The 17,142-nt window shown below is 55.8% G+C and carries 13 protein-coding genes; 7 read left to right on the forward strand and 6 right to left on the reverse strand.

Annotation, left to right across the window (positions count from 1 at the left end; all coding sequences use genetic code 11):
* Positions 1-9 precede the first annotated feature (9 nt).
* The 3 genes from J2X15_RS17515 to J2X15_RS17525 are packed head-to-tail and all read right to left on the reverse strand — an operon-like array spanning position 10 to position 5,024.
* The gene (locus tag J2X15_RS17515; RefSeq protein ID WP_310345193.1) at positions 10-852 is read right to left on the reverse strand and encodes a phosphoadenosine phosphosulfate reductase domain-containing protein; all 843 of its coding nucleotides are present in this window, start codon (positions 850-852) and stop codon (positions 10-12) included.
* On the reverse strand, positions 845-4,174 hold the full coding sequence (locus J2X15_RS17520; protein ID WP_310345194.1) for an ATP-binding protein: 3,330 nt from the start codon (positions 4,172-4,174) through the stop codon (positions 845-847). The genes J2X15_RS17515 and J2X15_RS17520 overlap by 8 nt, the downstream gene beginning before the upstream one ends.
* Positions 4,167-5,024, reverse strand: coding sequence for a DUF4007 family protein (locus J2X15_RS17525; RefSeq protein ID WP_310345195.1), 858 nt, complete (start codon positions 5,022-5,024; stop codon positions 4,167-4,169). The genes J2X15_RS17520 and J2X15_RS17525 overlap by 8 nt, the downstream gene beginning before the upstream one ends.
* Positions 5,025-5,476: 452 nt before the next feature.
* On the opposite strand from J2X15_RS17525, the gene J2X15_RS21270 reads away from it, so the two are divergent.
* The 6 genes from J2X15_RS21270 (at position 5,477) to J2X15_RS17550 (ending at position 11,643) form a co-directional block, all read left to right on the forward strand.
* Positions 5,477-5,824: a helix-turn-helix domain-containing protein gene (locus J2X15_RS21270; protein ID WP_409034302.1), complete on the forward strand. Its 348-nt coding sequence runs from the start codon at positions 5,477-5,479 to the stop codon at positions 5,822-5,824.
* A 341-nt stretch (positions 5,825-6,165) separates the two neighbouring features.
* Positions 6,166-6,975, forward strand: a complete 810-nt coding sequence (locus J2X15_RS17530; protein WP_310345197.1) for a TnsA endonuclease N-terminal domain-containing protein — start codon at positions 6,166-6,168, stop codon at positions 6,973-6,975.
* Positions 6,944-8,767 (forward strand): DDE-type integrase/transposase/recombinase, encoded by a 1,824-nt coding sequence (locus tag J2X15_RS17535; protein ID WP_310345206.1) that lies wholly within the window; start codon positions 6,944-6,946, stop codon positions 8,765-8,767. The genes J2X15_RS17530 and J2X15_RS17535 overlap by 32 nt, the downstream gene beginning before the upstream one ends.
* Positions 8,764-9,738, forward strand: coding sequence for a TniB family NTP-binding protein (locus tag J2X15_RS17540; protein ID WP_310345208.1), 975 nt, complete (start codon positions 8,764-8,766; stop codon positions 9,736-9,738). The genes J2X15_RS17535 and J2X15_RS17540 overlap by 4 nt, the downstream gene beginning before the upstream one ends.
* 16 nt (positions 9,739-9,754) lie before the next feature.
* Entirely contained in the window at positions 9,755-10,684 is a 930-nt protein-coding gene (locus J2X15_RS17545) for a TniQ family protein (protein WP_310345244.1), read from the forward strand.
* A gap of 2 nt (positions 10,685-10,686) precedes the next feature.
* Entirely contained in the window at positions 10,687-11,643 is a 957-nt protein-coding gene (locus J2X15_RS17550; RefSeq protein WP_310345211.1) for a TniQ family protein, read from the forward strand.
* Positions 11,644-11,706: 63 nt separating this feature from the next.
* Here the strand turns inward: J2X15_RS17550 and J2X15_RS17555 are convergent, their stop codons facing one another.
* The 3 genes from J2X15_RS17555 to J2X15_RS17565 form a co-directional block, all read right to left on the reverse strand.
* Positions 11,707-12,324: a class I SAM-dependent methyltransferase gene (locus J2X15_RS17555; RefSeq protein ID WP_310345214.1), complete on the reverse strand. Its 618-nt coding sequence runs from the start codon at positions 12,322-12,324 to the stop codon at positions 11,707-11,709.
* A 314-nt stretch (positions 12,325-12,638) separates the two neighbouring features.
* A complete protein-coding gene (locus J2X15_RS17560; protein WP_310345216.1) occupies positions 12,639-13,427 on the reverse strand; it encodes an HNH endonuclease in 789 nt (262 codons plus the stop codon).
* The gene (locus J2X15_RS17565; RefSeq protein WP_310345218.1) at positions 13,424-15,823 is read right to left on the reverse strand and encodes an AAA family ATPase; all 2,400 of its coding nucleotides are present in this window, start codon (positions 15,821-15,823) and stop codon (positions 13,424-13,426) included. The genes J2X15_RS17560 and J2X15_RS17565 overlap by 4 nt, the downstream gene beginning before the upstream one ends.
* Before the next feature lie 684 nt (positions 15,824-16,507).
* Here J2X15_RS17565 and J2X15_RS17570 point away from each other — a divergent pair.
* Positions 16,508-16,936 (forward strand): hypothetical protein, encoded by a 429-nt coding sequence (locus J2X15_RS17570; protein WP_310345221.1) that lies wholly within the window; start codon positions 16,508-16,510, stop codon positions 16,934-16,936.
* The last annotated feature ends 206 nt before the right edge of the window (positions 16,937-17,142 follow it).

Raw genomic sequence — 17,142 nt, forward strand, 5'->3', positions numbered from 1 at the left:
GCCACTAGGCTATTTGTGGCAAATAACGCAGGAGCCATTGCCTTCGTCTTCGCCATACACATCGTCGATGTCTTCGGGGCATGAGCGGACCGGGCGCAGCGGGTTGATGGGAATCACGGCGCGGGCGCGCTCCCTGCGCTTTTCAAAGTCGGCCACGATTTGCGCAACCCGCTCGGGCTGCTCCAATTCCGACAGTGATTCGCCAGATGACCAGGTGAACGGGGAGCCATGCTCCAAGGCATCTTTTTCCAAGGCTTTGGCCTCTTCGAACTTGTCGGGATGGCGCTCTTTGAGGCGCACCCATTCGATCTTCTGCTGGAAGAAGCAGAACGTGCAGCCACTGCGCGAGCGCCACTCGTAATACTTTGGATATCCCACCCCCGACGATTCAAGGATGTCCATCACCCCGGCCTTATCGATGCCGGCGGTGCGGAAAGGTAGGGAAACACTAAGGCCATCTTGCTTAGACGAGTAGCCCTCGCGATAGTCCTCGTCAGCTCGGATGGCCACATAGGATGTGACTTTGTCGCCCGAGGCCATCATGGGTTTGACCCACTGTTCGAAGGGCGTCAGCTTGAGCTTGCGGGTGCACCAGCGCGTCTGAGGCGAAGGCAAAAAGTGGTTGTATTCGCGCAGCCAAAAATCAAAGTCGCGGCGTGGGTTGAGCCGCTCAATGGGCTTGCCGAGATAACCCTCGAGGCGACCCAGAAACTCATACACCTCAGGCAATTCCTCACCGGTGTCAGTGAAGAAGTATTCAATATTGAGCTCGGGGTGGGCTTGTCGCATGTGAACGGCCAGCGCAGCACTGTCCTTCCCCCCCGAGATTCCGAGAACGTGGCGCTCAGCCATGGTTTTCCTCCTCGTCGGCTGTCAGCCTCATGCCTGCCTTGGCCAGAATGGCCAGCAGGACGTCAGTCCCCAGCCCTTGTTTCCTCAACTGCGCGGCGATTTCGTCGGCCTTTGATTCCACTGCTTGGCGGTGCCGGTCAGTGATGTCAAAGGAGCGCGAAATCATCTTTGCGCCTGAGCCCGCGCCAATGACCACTGCGAAGGCTTCGCTGTTGGGCTTGCGGCCTTTGACCGAAACGAAAGCCTCGGCTTGTCGAAAGCGCAATGCGACCTTGGAGATTTCGAGCGTCGCCGCATCAATGTCGCGGTCCGTCCAGTCGCGCGGAGGCTTGTTAGCCGCCAAGCTCAGGATGCCTTCGATGCTAGTTGTGCTGCCGTCGTGCTTGGCCAAGCGGGTCGCGAACGAGTCCTGTCTCAGGTCGCCCGTGATGCCGGCGACAGCCTCGGCGCGAGCCCGCAGGCGGTCGAGCTGTGCAGGTGGCGCATCCAGGGCTTCGAGCATGGCCGAGTCCACGCTTCTGAGCATGGCCTCGTAGGCGCCTGCCAATTCGGCGATGGGGCCGCGCAGAGCCTCCACATAAGTGTCGCCGTCACTGGTATCCAGCAAGGCCACCAGATCGACGAACAAGACCTTGTGGGGGTCGCTTGCTTTGAGTAGGGTGTCGCGGATGGCTCTCGCGCCATCGCTGAGCTGGTGGGTGCGTTGCGCCCATATCGGTAGGTTGAATACCAGGGCGACGAGGCCGCGAGCGGCTTCCAGAGGGTCGCGCGCCTCAGCGGCGTGTCCGACCTCGGCAAGGATGTTGGCGATGCCACCGAGGATTCGGGTCTTCTCTTCGTCGATGACCACCCAACGCAACGAGAAACGGCTTGCGTCCTGAAGGTATTCATCGATGTCGGCGTCTGTCAGGCGCGGGATGAACATCCCTTCCTTGTAGACGGCCACATTGGCTTGGTGGGCGAGAAGGAACGCGGCGAGGATTACGGGTTGGATGCCTGCCTTCACACCGAAAGGCGGGGTGGACCATAGTTCAAGGATGTCGGAGGCCTTCACCCTTGCAGAGGAGTCAACGAATAGATTGCGTGTCGCTTTCCAGATGTCGGCGAAGCGGGTTTCACCATCGGCGTCGGGCGCAACAAAGCGCCACTGTTCCTTGCCGACTTCGCGGTGCAAGCCGGTGCTGCGTAGCAATGTCTCGTAGAGTCCGCGTTCAGCGGGAAAGCCTTCGATGCCAAGGTGCTCGGCCCCCTCATGCGACAGCATGCGGTGCAGAAGGTCGCGGCGCGCCTTGACACTATTGCTCGACACGCTGTCACGGTTGACCAGTTCGCTCCACACCAGCGGAGCGCTCGGATAAAGGCCGTCTGCAAGGTCGGAGGCGATTGGGGAAAGGCGGGCGCCGATTTCGATGGACTCTTCGCTGCCATCGAACCATTGGGCGTTGGTCACTGCAGCTTGAAGTTGTTCTTCAAGGTTGGCTTTGACGGCGGCTAAGCGCGCGTGGACTTCCCGACGGGCTACGGCATCGCCTTGGAGTTCGTGCCGGTCTTTGACGGTTTCGAGAGCCACCAGTTCGGCGCCGAGCTCTTCAATGCGTGCGTGGTTGCGTGGGATGCCAACCAGCACCGGCCATGGGCTCAGCCGCGAGCTCTCTTGCGCCCTGCGCTGGGCCACTTTGGCTCCGACGCCTCGACCGGGGAGCGCGAGGGCAAACAGGCCGAATTCGCCCTTGGCTGGAACGTATTTCTCAGCCAACCGCTCAGCTTCATCGAGTTTGCTCAGCGAGAGATTCATCCACCGCATGGTGCCGGTCTCGTGATAGTGCCGCTTGGCCACGACCGGATGCAGCCCCATCAATTGGGCGAGGTGGTTGTAATCCACGCCAGGCGATGCAGCCAACGTCTTGGCGATGGCTGCGTCGATGTCGAAGTCGCTGCCTTCGAAGACAGACCACGCACCGATGTGCTTCTTGAACAGGGCCACGCGCATGCGAGAGAGCTCTTCGAGCCCCTCCTCGATTTCGGTAATCGGCTGCTTGTAGAAGATCGCGCCAAGCACTGCCGAGTCGGCGGCTAGGCCCGAGCCATTTCGGAACAGGTCGATGACGGCGATGTTCTTGATCAGCTCGATTAGGAAGGGGTTGCCCGTCTTGGCCTCGGTCCGCTCGATGGCCTCGACGGCCTGTGACCAGCGATGGCCGTCAGGCGAGGCGAGGATCGCGGGCTCGAGATTCGATCGCAGATAGTCCCAATAGTTGTCTGGGCGATACCAAGTGGCCGACTTGATCGGAGTCGCATGCAAGTAGGAGTGGAAGCCATGGGGCTCGACCGAAGCCAGGAAGCCGAAGGTGCTGCGCTCGTTTTGGCCGAACTGCCGCTTAGAGATTGGGCCAAGCAGCGCGGCCATCGCAGGGTGCAGAGGCCAGCAAGTCGCCAAAGCGTCGGCGAACTTGCCACCAACGGCAGGGCGGCGTGAACGGATGGAGTCGGCGATGGCGTTGGATGCTTCTTGCATCCATGGAGGGCGGCGCTCTGCTTCGATGGCTCGGCCGATCAGCTCCACCACTTCATCGCTTGCGGCCACGAAAGGCAAATCGACATAGCGACCTTGGACCTTGGCCCATTCATCGCGAGTGTCTGTGCCTAATCGGGCGCCATATTGGGCGAATGATTGGTGCAGCACGCCCACGACCACCAGCTTGCCATTCGCGCGGGCCGCAGCTTCTGCCAGCTCTTGGAAAAAATAGACATCGTCGCCATGTCCCAAGGCCGAGGCTTCGAGGAACTTGCCCATTTCGTCCAGGATGACCAAAACGCCATCTTGGGAATGGTCCTCGGCGGTTTGACACAGCTCGTTGATCAGGTTGGTAGGAGAGACTTTGCGGTGGTCAGTGCCCTTGCCTTTGGCCTTGCGCAGCGCGGCATTGAGTTCAGCGACTACGCTGCCGCGCTTGCCCACAACCGGCACGGTGAGCCATCCCTTGCGCGTTGGGAATGCCTTGTCGAATGCCGGCATTGCCCCGAGTTTCAATGCGTTTCGAGCGTGGGTCCGCAGATTTTTGTCCGGATGCAGCGCACTCGCGATGGCCACGGCGAGCGAGGACTTTCCGCCGCCGAAAGGGCCGGTCCAAGTGAACGAGCGTTGATTGGTTTCCGTCAACTGCCGAGCCATGTTTTCCAAGATGGAGGTGGCTGTGGAGTGGCAGATGTAACCTGCCAAGGCATCGAGACGGCCCAAGTCCGCATCTACTCGAATCGAGCGTTGGTAGTGGCGAGATATACGGACGAAGTCCGTGAGCAATTGGCCTTTGTTGTCAGTCATATGCTCGTCGAATCATTTGTAGGCGCATCTCGTTGGAGGCGCCGGTTTTTTTGTGGACTTGGCGAAGGCCTGCCGTGTCGGTCCAAGCGAGAAAACCTTCGGTGAGATCGGCAAGGCCCATCAGGCGCTCGGCTACCGAGTCTTCATCGAGCTTGAACACTCGGCCCGGAGAGCCTTCGCCATAGGCGATGGCTTCAAACGCCATCGAGCTCAGGCCCTCTGCAGTGATGTCCCAATAGTCGAGAAGCGCATAGGCGAACAAGCCGTCATGCAGAGTGGCCTTGGGGCCTCTACGGAATGCATATTGGCCTTTGTGGACTTCTTGAAGCAGCCCGAGCTCGCCAAGCAAGGGCTCGGCGAAGTCCTCGGGCGATCCGCCGGCAAAGCGAGGGGCGTAGCTACGCAGACATGTCTCCAAGTCCCGTGAAAGCGTGGATGCCGAAAGCCTGCGCTTCGGGTCGAGCTTGCGGGCAAAGTCTTCGAGCGGCGCTTCGAGTTCTTGACGAGTGAAGGTAGGCGCGGTCACCTGATTGAAGAGCCAACGCCATGTCGTGGCTCGGTTGCCCCTGCCTGCAAGCCACCAATGGGCGTGCCATGCGGTCGAAGGATTTTCTGCATAGGGGTCCAATCCGCCATCGCGCAGAATTTCGCTGCCGATCGGGGAGATTTCAAATGATTGCGGATCGTCGCCGGAGTCACGAATGACGTCGCAAGCCATGGCCCAATGTCGGATGGACGCGACCATGTTTTTTCCGACGCCAAACGAAGCGATGGCGTTCTCGTCAGTAAATGCGGCCTTCGGCACTCGACTGCCATCAACGGCTTGATCGAATGCTTTTTTGAGCCACATTTGGCGGAGCGGAAATGTCTCGTGCCCCGAAAAATGCACAGAGGCCCCCAATTTTGCTGTTCTTTTCATTGAATCGATTGTAGCGTCCGTGCATTCGAACTGGTGAAGTCCACCAGTTTGAAAGCCTAGCATCAGTAACACTGTGTGAATGTGCCTGTTTTACACACAGGCTGCATAACTGTAAATAAATACAGCTGTACATGCAACCATGTTGAATTGTCGATTCCACTTGCGAATGCTTGTTTCAAGCGTCTGCGCCGACATTAGTTTGCCTATATGGGGTTGAGTGCTTCTATTCTTTTGGCTCGCTTTTGCAGCAAAAGTGCCAGAGTTCCACATTAAATAATGACAAATGCTATTAAATTTTAATAATTGCGTTTAATTTTTATTAAATCTCGCGTTTTTTTAGAAATCGCTTGAGGCCACTGTTTGCTTGAATTAATATTCAAGAGATGAAATCCAAGGAGATCCCCGCTGAAAGGTTCGCAGAAGTACGCGAGTGGTTTGCTGTGAGCGGGACGAGCTGTAGTGAATGGGCGGCACAGCACCGCGTAGATCGGGGCACTCTCTATGCTGTATTAAGCGGAAAGAGTCGGTGCCTGCGAGGCGAAACCCATCGGATTGCAGTCCTTTTGGGGCTGAAGCCTAAAACCACTATAGAAGAAAAGATTCAGGACAAAGCCCCGGACTTTTCATTGCCGGCGGTGTGCAAATCCAACGGCCCATCAGCTCTCACGTGGGTTCAGCCGACATTTAACTGGTCGTGGGCTATGTCTGTAAGCAACTACAGGTCGAGTTAAAGATGATTGGGGGCTTGCCATCTCTTTTGTGCTCAGCTGTCATTCCGTCTAGAGGATACGCAACTCTGGCCTGGCGAGCGGGCGACGCATTTGCAAAAGTACTGACCCCAAACAGGGCGGTCAGAAAATCACCGTCCATGTGGCGAAAAAGGGGAACCCACATGTAGAAAACAAAACGCCAACCATCCTTTCGAATGATCGGCGCATGTCGGAAGCTGGATTAAGAGCTTACCTTAGGTTGGGGAACCCTAGGAAAAGTATCTCTCCAGTGGACGACTGTGTCAAGTCGATTTTCACTGGGCTGCAATCCATAAAAAGCAGCCCCTTTTCAGGAGAGATACATGCCAGCAGCACGGCAAGTTGTCACGCGTTCGCCCAAGCGCAACGTGGGACTGATCAACTGTCCCTGGTTCCAGGATAGGCCCATAGAGCACGAAAGTCGCTTGGAAAAGCACTTCGTGCTCAGGGCCATGCTTTTTCCGGGACTCAAGTCCATCAAGCACCAACCGTTCAGCATGACATTGCTGAATCATGGAAAGCGCTACACCCCCGACTTCCTACTGACCTTTTCCAACGGGGAAAGGCTGGTGTTCGAGATCAAGCGGGCAGAGCGGATCAAACAGCAGAAAGAACGTCTTGGAGAAATCTCTCAGCTTTGCAATGAAGCTGGTTTACGTTTCTTCATAGTTCATCAAGGGCAGATCGAAGGTCAGCGCAGAGCGGAGAGAGCCGCGTTGATTCGCAAGTATGCGATGCATGACCTTGCCCCTGCGCTGGTCCAGTCAGTCACGGAGCACGTCCGACAGCGGAAAGCGGGCGTGTCTGTCCAGGCCCTCAAGAAGAAGTTCGGCATTTCTCAAGAGCAAGTGTTTGCGATGGTGGCACATCGGCACATCGCTACGAACAAAGAGCTGCATCTAAGCGATGACGACTTGCTAGTTTCAACATCTTCGGAGATCAATGATGCGTCAATTCAGTTTGGAAGTTGGTTTGGTTGTGCGCCGTGGTTCACAGCAGTTGGAATTCATGAGCTTGGTGGATGGCAACAGGGTGCAGTTCCAGGATCAAAGAACCCGACTAGTGCAAGTAATGAAACTTACGACCTTTTACGCGGAGGTAATGTCCAAGAAGATTCAACCCGTCATTGGTGATCGTGGGAATGAACATGGACAGGCAGGGGAGGAGCGGGCCTCCACGCAGATATTTGATATTTCCTCTATTGAACCAAAAGACCATTCCCGATTGCAGCGCTGCATGAACTGGATCAAGGCGCTGCGCAAACGTGGAATTACACGCGGCCAGAGGGAGCGCATAGAAAAAGCCATTCCTGATATTGCGGAGGCAACAGGAGACAGGGACCCGCCAAGTGTGTCCGCACTCACCGTATGGATGCGCAAGTTCGAACTGTCGGGCAGTAACCCAGCGGTCTTGTTGTCCGGCAATCGACACCGACATCGCAGTAGGACTTTGTCAATTGTGGTGGAGGAGGTCATCAACAAGAAGCTGAGAAGCATTTATCTCAATGCTGCTCGCAACACATTAAGGCACGCGCACGAGCAAATTTTGCGAGAGCTCAAGCGCATGGTTCAGTCCAATGAGCTAGACCCAGTCCACGCCAAGGTCAGTCTGGCCACAGTGAGTCGCCGTTTATCGGAGTTTAGTCCTTACGAGCGTGACAAGGCGCGATATGGCATCGGCTATGCGCGGCCCAAGTACCGCACTTCCGTTGAAGGTACTTTGGCGGTGCGGGCTATGCAGCGTCTGGAATGCGATCACGCGCTGTTGAATTGGATTGTGATCTGCGACAGAACCGGGCTGCCGTTGGGGCGCCCCACGTTGACGATTCTGGTGGATGCCATGAGCGGCTATGTGGTCGGCTTGTATGTGTCCTTCAATGGTCCCGGCATTACTAGCGTCTTGAACGTTGTCAAAAACGCGATTCGGCCCAAGGATGAATTGACGAAGGCTGCCGGCACCACACAACCCTGGATTGCATTTGGCATCGGCGAAACCTTGGTGTTGGACAACGGCATGGAGTTTCACGCACGCGTCTTTCAACTGACGGCATGGGAACTTGGCATTGACCTGGAGTACTGCCGCGTTCGGTCTCCTTGGCTCAAGCCGCATGTCGAACGATTCTTTGCCAATCTGGACTACTTTTCACTGGCGCGGGGGCGGGTCCGAAGACCTATGGCTAATGTCTTGAACATCGATCCCAAGGAGGACGCCGCAATTCTGTTCAGCGATTTCGTGCGTGGCCTGATCAAGTTTGTGGTGGATGTCTATCCGTTCGAATTCAACGAACGCAGGGTACGCACACCATTTGAGGCTTTCCAGGAAAGTTTTACTACCTTAGGTCCTCCGACTTTTCAGTGGTCTATGGATCAGTTGGATCTGATCGCCGCCATGCGGAGGGACTTGACTATCGGGTCTGGTGGCATTGACTTTATTGGACTGTCCTACTCATCCCCCGAGGTGGCAGCGATGAAAAAAGAGGTGGCCTCCAAATTCAGAACCGGAGTGAAGTGGAATCCTGATGACCTCTCTTTTGTCTATCTGCAGCACCCACTAAAAAAGGACTGGATACCCGTTCCTAGCCTCCGTCCTGAATACACAACGGGCCTTTCCTGGAACCAGCATCTGTTGATTCGCAAGCACGCGCGCGATCACCACGTCCATGGCGGTGGGTTGGAGCAGCTATTGCAGGCCCGCCAGGAGCTCCATGAGATCTGGATGAATGGTATTGCCAGGCGCAATCGCTCCCAAGACATGCGCTCCGTAGCCAAGTTTTCAGGGCTGTCATCCAGTCAGGTGCTGATGCCTGGAGCCACCACGGTACCTCTTTTGCCCGCCTCCAAGATGGTCAGCAAGGAGGACCTGTTACTCCCACCGGTCGAAGACATTGAACCTTTTGAATCTTTTGTTATGAGGGGTGCTGCATGACGGCAAGCAACGTTGTTGACGAAGGCGACGAGTTCTCTGACTTCGATTTCGAGGACCAGGACATTGAGGCCAGGCGCCTCAAGATGTACTCGGAAAAAGCGCTAAGCATTGGCCTGCCCATTGACCAGATGTTCATCAACCATCCCGCGTTCTCCGAGGCGCTGGCTGCACTGGATCGAATTTTCCAGCTCGCGACTAAGGTGGACATGCCACATGGGATGCGATTGATCGGGTCGTCCGGAACCGGTAAGACATCCTTGTTGAAATACTTTCAGCGCTCGCTGCCCAAGTCATCGTTGTTTGTGGAGGGGTTGGGAGCCATCTACCTGCGCATTCCGATGAACGTGTCGACGCCCTACCTGGTCAGCCGATTACTTCGGCTCTATGGGTACCCTTTTAGGCGGGTTACCTGGGATGCCATGGAGCAGCGAATCACCGTGTTGTTGGAAGCCATCCGGCAGAAGGGTACCCAAGTCATCATGCTTGACGAGGCGCACAACCTTGCTCCCGTGCCCGGCAGAAGGAAGTCCTCTCAGGACGAGGGGACCTCGCCGACGGATCTCATTCGATTGCTGATGGACGAAGCTCGCATCGGGGTGATTCTCTCGGGTATCAATGCGTTGGATGGTCTCGCTGACTTGGACCAGGCACTCGCCAGCCGGGTGGTCGGTTGCTACCGCTTTGACCCCTTCAAGTACGACGCCACTTGGATCGGCCTCGTCAAGGGCTTTGTTCAACAGGTCAGTCAATTCGATCTTCGCCTTCTACTGGACAAGGAGATGAGTCAAAGGCTCTACAAGGCAACAGAGGGGAATTTGCGCAGCCTGAAGAGGCTGTTGACGGAAGTCGTTCTCGTGGCGGTGGACAGTGGTGCAGAAACAGCCGAGGTTTCGCACATTCGCAAGGCCTACGGTCTGGTTTATGGCGCGGCTTCCTTGAAGGAGAACCCCTTTGGCTCAGGCACGGCTTAGTCTGCCAATCCAGTGTGTGGTGCAGCCGGGGGAGGGTGGGATGGGATATCTGCTGCGCTCGGCCACGGCCAACGGAATTAGTTTGCACGGGCTTCGGGACTTGTGTGGGCTGTCCTCTGTTCGTACATTCTGGGCGATCGATGCCCCCAGTCTGGCTGGGGGGCTGAACGTTCCGGTTCCAGAGCTTCAGTCGATTCTGATCGACAAGCGTCGGCACATGGATGCGTCCGCGTATCAAACCGGCGGGCAGATCATTTTGCGTACGGAGTTGCTAAGACTTGGCCGGCCTCAGCTTTGTGTGACCTGCGTCCATCGCCAAGGGTATTGCAAGGCAATGTGGGACTGCCAGCTCTATACCGTGTGCCACATACACCGAACGCCCATGGTCGAACTGTGCAAAGCCTGTGGCGGTGCGCTGCGTTGGTATCGGTTGGCAGTAGACGTCTGCCACTGTGGCGCTTACCTCCAACCTCTGGGTGAGCTGGGCGCAGATGTGAGCGATGCGGACCTTTGGGTGGCGAATCGTATTGCGAAGTACTTTGGTGGCGACCCGTCTGGAGACACTGTTTCTAAGGCCATGCCGGATTGGACAAACGAACTCTCGTTCGACGGATTCTTGTCGCTGATCTTGGCTTTCGGCATACGAGTGACTTCTCACCAGAGAGTTAGTCGAATCAGTCGCACAAAGATGCCCAGAGCGTTCTGGCGGCTTGTATGTACGCGAGCTGTACAACGACTGGAGGACTACTCCGGTGGTGCAAATGCTAGGCTATTGGCCCCTTGGATTTGGGAAGGGGGCTTGGAAAGCTTGGCGCTCTCACACGTGCAGCGGGCCGATCAACAGGTCGCCTTGAGGCTACTGCGGGAGGTCTTTGATACCGAAATTGCAGCAAGGTTTGGCAGCGAACGCGCCGCGCTGTGCCAGATGTCGCTCTTCGAGGAATAAGGATGTCGGAGCAAAGACTTTACGCAGTACCGGAGCCCCTGTATCTGGAGCTACCGTCGTCTTGGTTGCCCCGAGTCGCGCTGAGCCAAGGGGAATCTTTGACGGCGGTTAAGCGATTTTTGGGGTTTTCGCAGCAAAAGGATGTAGACCTGAGCTTTCTGGGGATGCAAGCTGATGCCGTTGCCGCAATGTGTGGATTGAAAGCGGGAGTGTTTGATGAGGCCATCCGTGTGTTGAGGCTGGCACTTTCATTGGACATGCGCCATCCAGTCTTGTTCTATGCAGAAGGGCGACCCAGGTATCGCTTCTGCGTTGAATGCTTGGCCGGATTGCGGACGCCCTACTTTCCGTTGCATTGGCGATTCGATGCTTATCGGATGTGCTCGCAGCATCAATGCTTGATGGAAGAGAACTGCCCACACTGCGGTGCAATGGTTTGCCCTCAACAGGGCAGGGGCAATTCCGGGAAAACGCGAGGAAGTCAAACGTTTTCCAGTCAGTGCTTTCAGTGTTCAAAATTTCTCTGGGACATGATCCCATTGAAGGTCCATGGGATCCCGGATAGGCTGTTCATTCAGCATGAAAAAATGCGCTTGACCAATGGGGGAGCCTTCGTTGCCGCGCTATTGACTGGGGAAGCGTCAATTCCAAACAGCGATGAAACCGATCCTGGCATCGTGTTGCCGCGTATTGAGCGCATGGGGATGTTCGCATCAGGAATGAAGTCGAGAGCGGCCTACCTTAGAAAGAAAATGCCCGCAAAGTATTGGCGTTCAATGAATGCGGGTGGTGGATCACTTTACAGTTCGCAGCTTTCAACGGAACTCGCTGTCAATGCAAGCATTGGAGATCCAGACAATGGGACGTTAGGTCCATCAGAAATCTCTAGGAAAGAATGGGAGAACGTTTCCAAAATACTCAATTATTGGAGGGAAGGGAAGAAATTCTCTCGGGGATAGCTTGGTTTCTGAGCTTTCGTCGTCCTTCTCGCAAGCCGTTAGCATTCATCGGACTTCTCGTTCTCAAAGCCCGTCGGAGGGGCGATGCAGTGCAAGAAAGCACCACTTCACCTCGGCTCGTCCAAGCATATCCTCACGCACACTGTGATGGTGACAGCGCAGCCCATGATGAGCAGCCAAGTCAATAGTCTCGTCAGCAGAAACATGAAACATTCTTCTGCCTTCTGGAATCGGTCCGTGTCGAAGCGACATAAAGACCTGACCGCCATTCACAACCAATTCGGCAACGGCTTCCATCGCAGCTTCCCTCTCGGATAGATCCAAGTGCATCCAGACGGCGGAGAGTAGGACTAAATCGAATGGGCGTTTTGCTTGCCGCAGGAGGTTCAGCGTTGGTAGATGGTCATCCACCCAGTCAATTGGCAAAGCACCGTGGAGCCGCTGGCCTTCGTTGCGTAGTTCGTCCGTGGGTTCCACTGCAACGACCTGATGCCCGAGGCGCGCCATCGCAGCCGCGTCACGGCCAGAACCCGCTCCGATGTCGAGTACTACAGCGGGCGACATGGGGAGCAAATGCAAGAGATCGCGATGTACCTCGGAAAAAGTGATGCTTTCGTATTGGGCGACGAGGGCGGAGGCATTCGCACCATAGCCAGCGGTTCCGGGAACTTCAGTGGTCATAGGCTTGAGTTTAGAGAGGTGAGTCGGTGCCAGATGTAAGCGAGCGGCGATTGACTCTGGTCAAGAATGCCGGGTCATTCTCAGCTTTTAAACGGGAGGGCAGCCGAGACGATGAATCATTTCTTCGATAGATCAAATTTCCGCTGCTCAATCCCCTTGCCAAAAGAAAAAGGCCCCGCAGGGCCTTATCTAGGAAAACATGTTAGTTTCCTTTGCGAGCTTCTGTTGCCCTTGCCAACCGCAAGACCTGAATTGCTTCAGGCAGCACATTCGTATTTCACTCGCCCTCGAATTGTCATGGATGTATTTTAGGCTTAATTGGCAGATGCTAGCCCAACGATGGAACGGGTCAATTGGGCCTGAAAATTGCGCAGTGCCTCCCCCTTGGCTGAAGCCGCATGATCTTGATTGTCTTGATAGTCCTGTAGCGCGGCGGCATAGCCGCTTAGCACTGGATTGCTGGCCACGAGCAATTCCATCTTGGCTATGTGGCGCAAGAGGTTGTCGCACAAGAACTGACCTGGGGCCGTTAGACCGATGAAGACCACGACAGCCATGCCGTTCGACTCCAAGCGAACGAAACGTACGTGGTGGTCGTAGTCGTGGAAGCGGGGGTGAAACCACGTCTTGATGTCGCTCGGCAGTGGATAGCGCTTCCTCTTCTTGTTGATACCACCCCAGATGGTGTTTGTCTTCAACGAATTGCAGTCGGGGCAGGCAATTGCGAGGTTCCAGAAATGTACGGAGAACTGGGGGAATTCCGAGTGCGGAAGGATGTGCTCGATGTGCCGCGCGTGGCCGCTGTTAGTCATCCAGCGGCGGCAGTAGCAGCAGCGATTGGCCTGACGCGGCGAGAGTTGGTCTCGCAGTGCGCCCTTCAGCGCTGATGCATTGACTTTCGTCTTGGGCTTTGCCTTATCTAGCGCGTTCAGCAGGTCCCAGCCATTGACAAGGCCGCCACGGCTCGCACGGAAAATCTTGAGTAGCTCCTTCTTGGAGGCCGGCTGGTGGAGGGGCGTGCGGTGCGGCCGCGCCAAGTAGGTCTTCAACTCTTCGCGCAGGCGCTTGCGCAAAGCGGCAATGTCAGTTGAGGAAGCCGTCATGGTGTGAGTACCTCCTTGACGGCGGCGATGGCGCTCTTGATCAATGCCATGTCCTGCTCATAGCCCTCGCCACGCACCTCCTCGAGCCTTTGCTGCAGCGATACGAGCTCTCGCACTTGCTGATGCCTGTCGAGGTCGGGGACCGTCTTTGCGACTCTATCGGTGCCGGGATTATCGGCGTTGGCGATCACCTGCGAAACGATCTCCGCGCAGCGCTCCTGAATGTGATGGGTGTGGGGCGTATAAATATTGAACCCTTCGAACAGGCTGGCTTCGACAGAGTGGCGCTTCGCAGGCGTGACCTCCGAAAGGAAGCCATCTTTCATGGTGAAGCAGTGATTGCGCTCATCAGTTGCCGAGGCGATGACGATAGGTGAGTGTGTCGCTACGACGAACGAGCAGTGCAATGCATCAGCAAAAATTCGCAAGACTTGCGGCAACTGGCGCTGCCAAGCCACGTGCAGGCTGATCTCTGGTTCGTCAAGCAGCACCGTAGTGCCGGGCGGAAGATCTGACACGATCTTGATGACCATGGTGAGCACCTGTTGCTCTCCGGAGCTGAGGGAGTCGAACACCACGACTTCGCCGGAGTCACGGCGTACTACAGCGATCTTGTACTCTCCGTTTTCCAGAGGTTGGTCCGACGCGGGCTGGCCTTGCCATGTCAATTCGTGAACCTCTGCGAGCAGTAGGTCTAACGGATCCGCGGTGGAGCGCGTCGCCATTCGAACGAGGTACTGCCGGGGTTCAAAGCCCAGAGTACTCAAGGCCTCTTTGAAGCAGGCTAAGCGGTGCTGCGATCGATAGATGGCTTTCGCCATATCTCCCAACTTGCCCATGGCGATCTTGTGGGCGGTTCCGGCCTTGGAGGTGCGGGCGCCAGAGTAAGTGAAGAACGATTTAAGTGGCTCAACACTCGGTGACATATCAAAACGGTCAGTGGGTCCGAATGAAACGCCAACGCTATGTCGGCTCTCTTGCGCGAGCGACATGGCGATGTCGGCTAAGGCTAGGCTTTTCCCCGCGCCATTGTTGCCGATGAGGTAGATCGAGACCTTGCTACTCCCGTTGCTCAGCAGACTTGTGATCGGGGCAATCTGCACTTTCGGTCGCCACGCGTCGTCTGTGCGCCGCTCAACGTAGTTTTCCACGCGGAGCGAATAGTCGTTCTCGCGAATTTCGTCAAGAGGAGCGAACCGAAAGAATCCGGGGACAGAGGCGCCAGTCGTCTGTCGCAACCCCTCTCCGACGAAGGCCAGCACGCGACGCGGCGCTTGCGTGAATTCCAGCGCTTCTTCAGAAGGCGGGTGGCCTTCGTACCAGCTCGTGATCAGCACACCGACCAGGGTTGCACAGTGTTGAGACTCCTCCTTGCGAGGAGTGGGTTGCAACTGCCGCACGTCGATGAAAGCGACTTCGTTCTCGTGACTTGGGATCGAGTGACGGTTGAAATAGAGCGCTGTGCACATGGTAGGCTTGCCGGCGTCAGTAAGGCTGGGGAACGCGATGACGGCACGCAGGTGCTGGTTTTCTACCAACCGACGCGTGTCGTTGCGCATGCGTTGCAGTTTGCTTCGCTCCTTGTTTGAGAGGATGATTAGCGCCGCCCTGGGAAACTCGCTCTGTAGCCGCTGAACGTCTTCAAAGAGGAACTTCCTAGTTGCCCGGATTGGTGGAGCCTCGTCGCCAGCTTGGCGTAGTAAAAAGGTTCTGTCCATCACCGCGAGCGTGGGTTTACTTGCCCTAATGCGTCGACTAGCGTCATGAAGGTCGTGTGCCAAAAACCGAATTTCCCGGAGGAGCCGCAATCGGGAAAACCGCTCGCCTAGCAGGCGCAGAGCCTCGTCGTCTGCGCACTCATAGGTATCGGTGCCAGAGGTGATCAGGAGTTCGCCTGGCCCGGGTCCCACTTCCACCACGCTGCCGAACTGACGGATGAGAGGCAGCGCCAGGTGCGCCACCGTTGCGTGGTGGGCCTTGTTGGACGGCAAGAAATAGACTAACAGTTCATAGAACAAGGTATCTAGAATTTGGCGTAAGCCGTCCTGACCAAGTTCCCTTACACCCTGATCAACTATATGCGCGACCTCGACGATCAAGCGCCAATCTGTCCTCTGCGATGGGAAAACATGCTTTGCGTTCGAATCGACGACATCCGAGAGCACGTCAGCAAGGGTTTGGATAATCCTGAGCGAATCGCGTTCGGGAGTGTCATTGAGCAGATCCGCCATGGTTCGGCTTAGACGGTCGTCGCTGACGAGTGGGTCGTGGATTGAGGAGGCTACCAGTAGGTAGGAGACCTCGAATAGGCTTTGCGCTGGCGCGTCGTGCGCCAAAGCGAGACTCTTGATTGCCTTGCGGATTCGCTCCGCGCGCAATTCACCTTCTGACAGCATGTATTCGCTCCCTCTGTGACTTCACCGGTTCTCGTGATTGTCGCCACGCAATGACGCGACAACTCGTAGATACTAGTTTGCCTGTGGTTCTACCATGCGCCGAGTATGTATGCGATCGATTGGTAGTAGAAAGTGTGATCTCTGCCGCTATGGATCTGGACGCACTGCAGTTCGGGCATTGATCGTATTCGTTGGTAGTTAGACTTTCTATGTCCTCTATCTAGCAGCAAGTCTTAGCTTTCAGAAGTCCGCCTTTGGGTGTCGAAATTCCCTGACCGATTCTGGCCATGGCCGGCCTCGTCGCCTGTTGATCTTAATCAGTCAGTACTGGTCAATATGAGCTCCCGGGGTGGGCCTGTAATCCGAAATGGCAATCGGCGCGTTAAGATGAAATTGTTCCTGGATCGGCGACAACTGGTTCTTCACTAAGTAGCTAGTGGTTTGCTGTCTTTCACTATCCATGGCTACACCGCATCTGATCTTGAGGGGTTTCAGTTTGGATAGAAAATTTGTTCAGAGTCCGCACAGCTCCTGCATTCATGAGCCACCAGCCTTCATCACAAAGACGCTCCTTTCGGAGCATTTTTGTGCCCGTCTCACGGATACTTTTGGGGAAGTGATCGCGCGGTCTCACAACCCCGGGTCTATCTCAATACATCAGCAACAATTTATGGAGGAACTGAAATGAGCTTGTTCGAAAAATTCTTGGATGTATTCAAGACGGAAGTCCCAGGGATCTTCGAGGCCCTGTACTACGGCGTCGTTGTTGTAGCCGGAGCCGCCCTTATATGGGGAATTTATGCAAGATACGATGCACATTTCATTCGTGGGTTCGAAGAGCGTGCTGGTCAGCCAAGATTAACCATTACCAGCGCGGACGATGCCACGTGGCTTTTAAACTTCGATAACCAAAAGCTTGCAACACTGGCCATGGAGTCTCCCCATTCCGGTATCTATGATTTTAAGGTTGTCAGTTCTCAAGACCCGAGTCTGGAAGTTGGCGCGGCTTTCAAGTTCCAGAAACCCAGCATCACCAATGATTTGATTTGCCAGAATTGTGAGCAGGCCACGCGGAGCCGACTTCCTCTTCTGTGGCGAGTGGCAGTTGAATAGCTAAGAAAGCGATGGCGAGTTGCCGCTTAAGTTTCCGCAAGTTCGGTGTAAAAATTCCCTTGCCAACAGTCGGCACTATGGGCTGTTGAATTGCGTTGAAGCTTGACCCGGGGGGGATGCAGCGTAAAACTTGGACTGGTTTATGTTGTAAATCCAAGGCTCTCCCGGTATTCAATGGGACTGCGTGAGCCAAGGGATATCTTGAT

The sequence above is a fragment of the Rhodoferax saidenbachensis genome (assembly GCF_031457975.1).
Taxonomy (GTDB): Bacteria; Pseudomonadota; Gammaproteobacteria; order Burkholderiales; family Burkholderiaceae_C; genus Allorhodoferax; species Allorhodoferax saidenbachensis_A.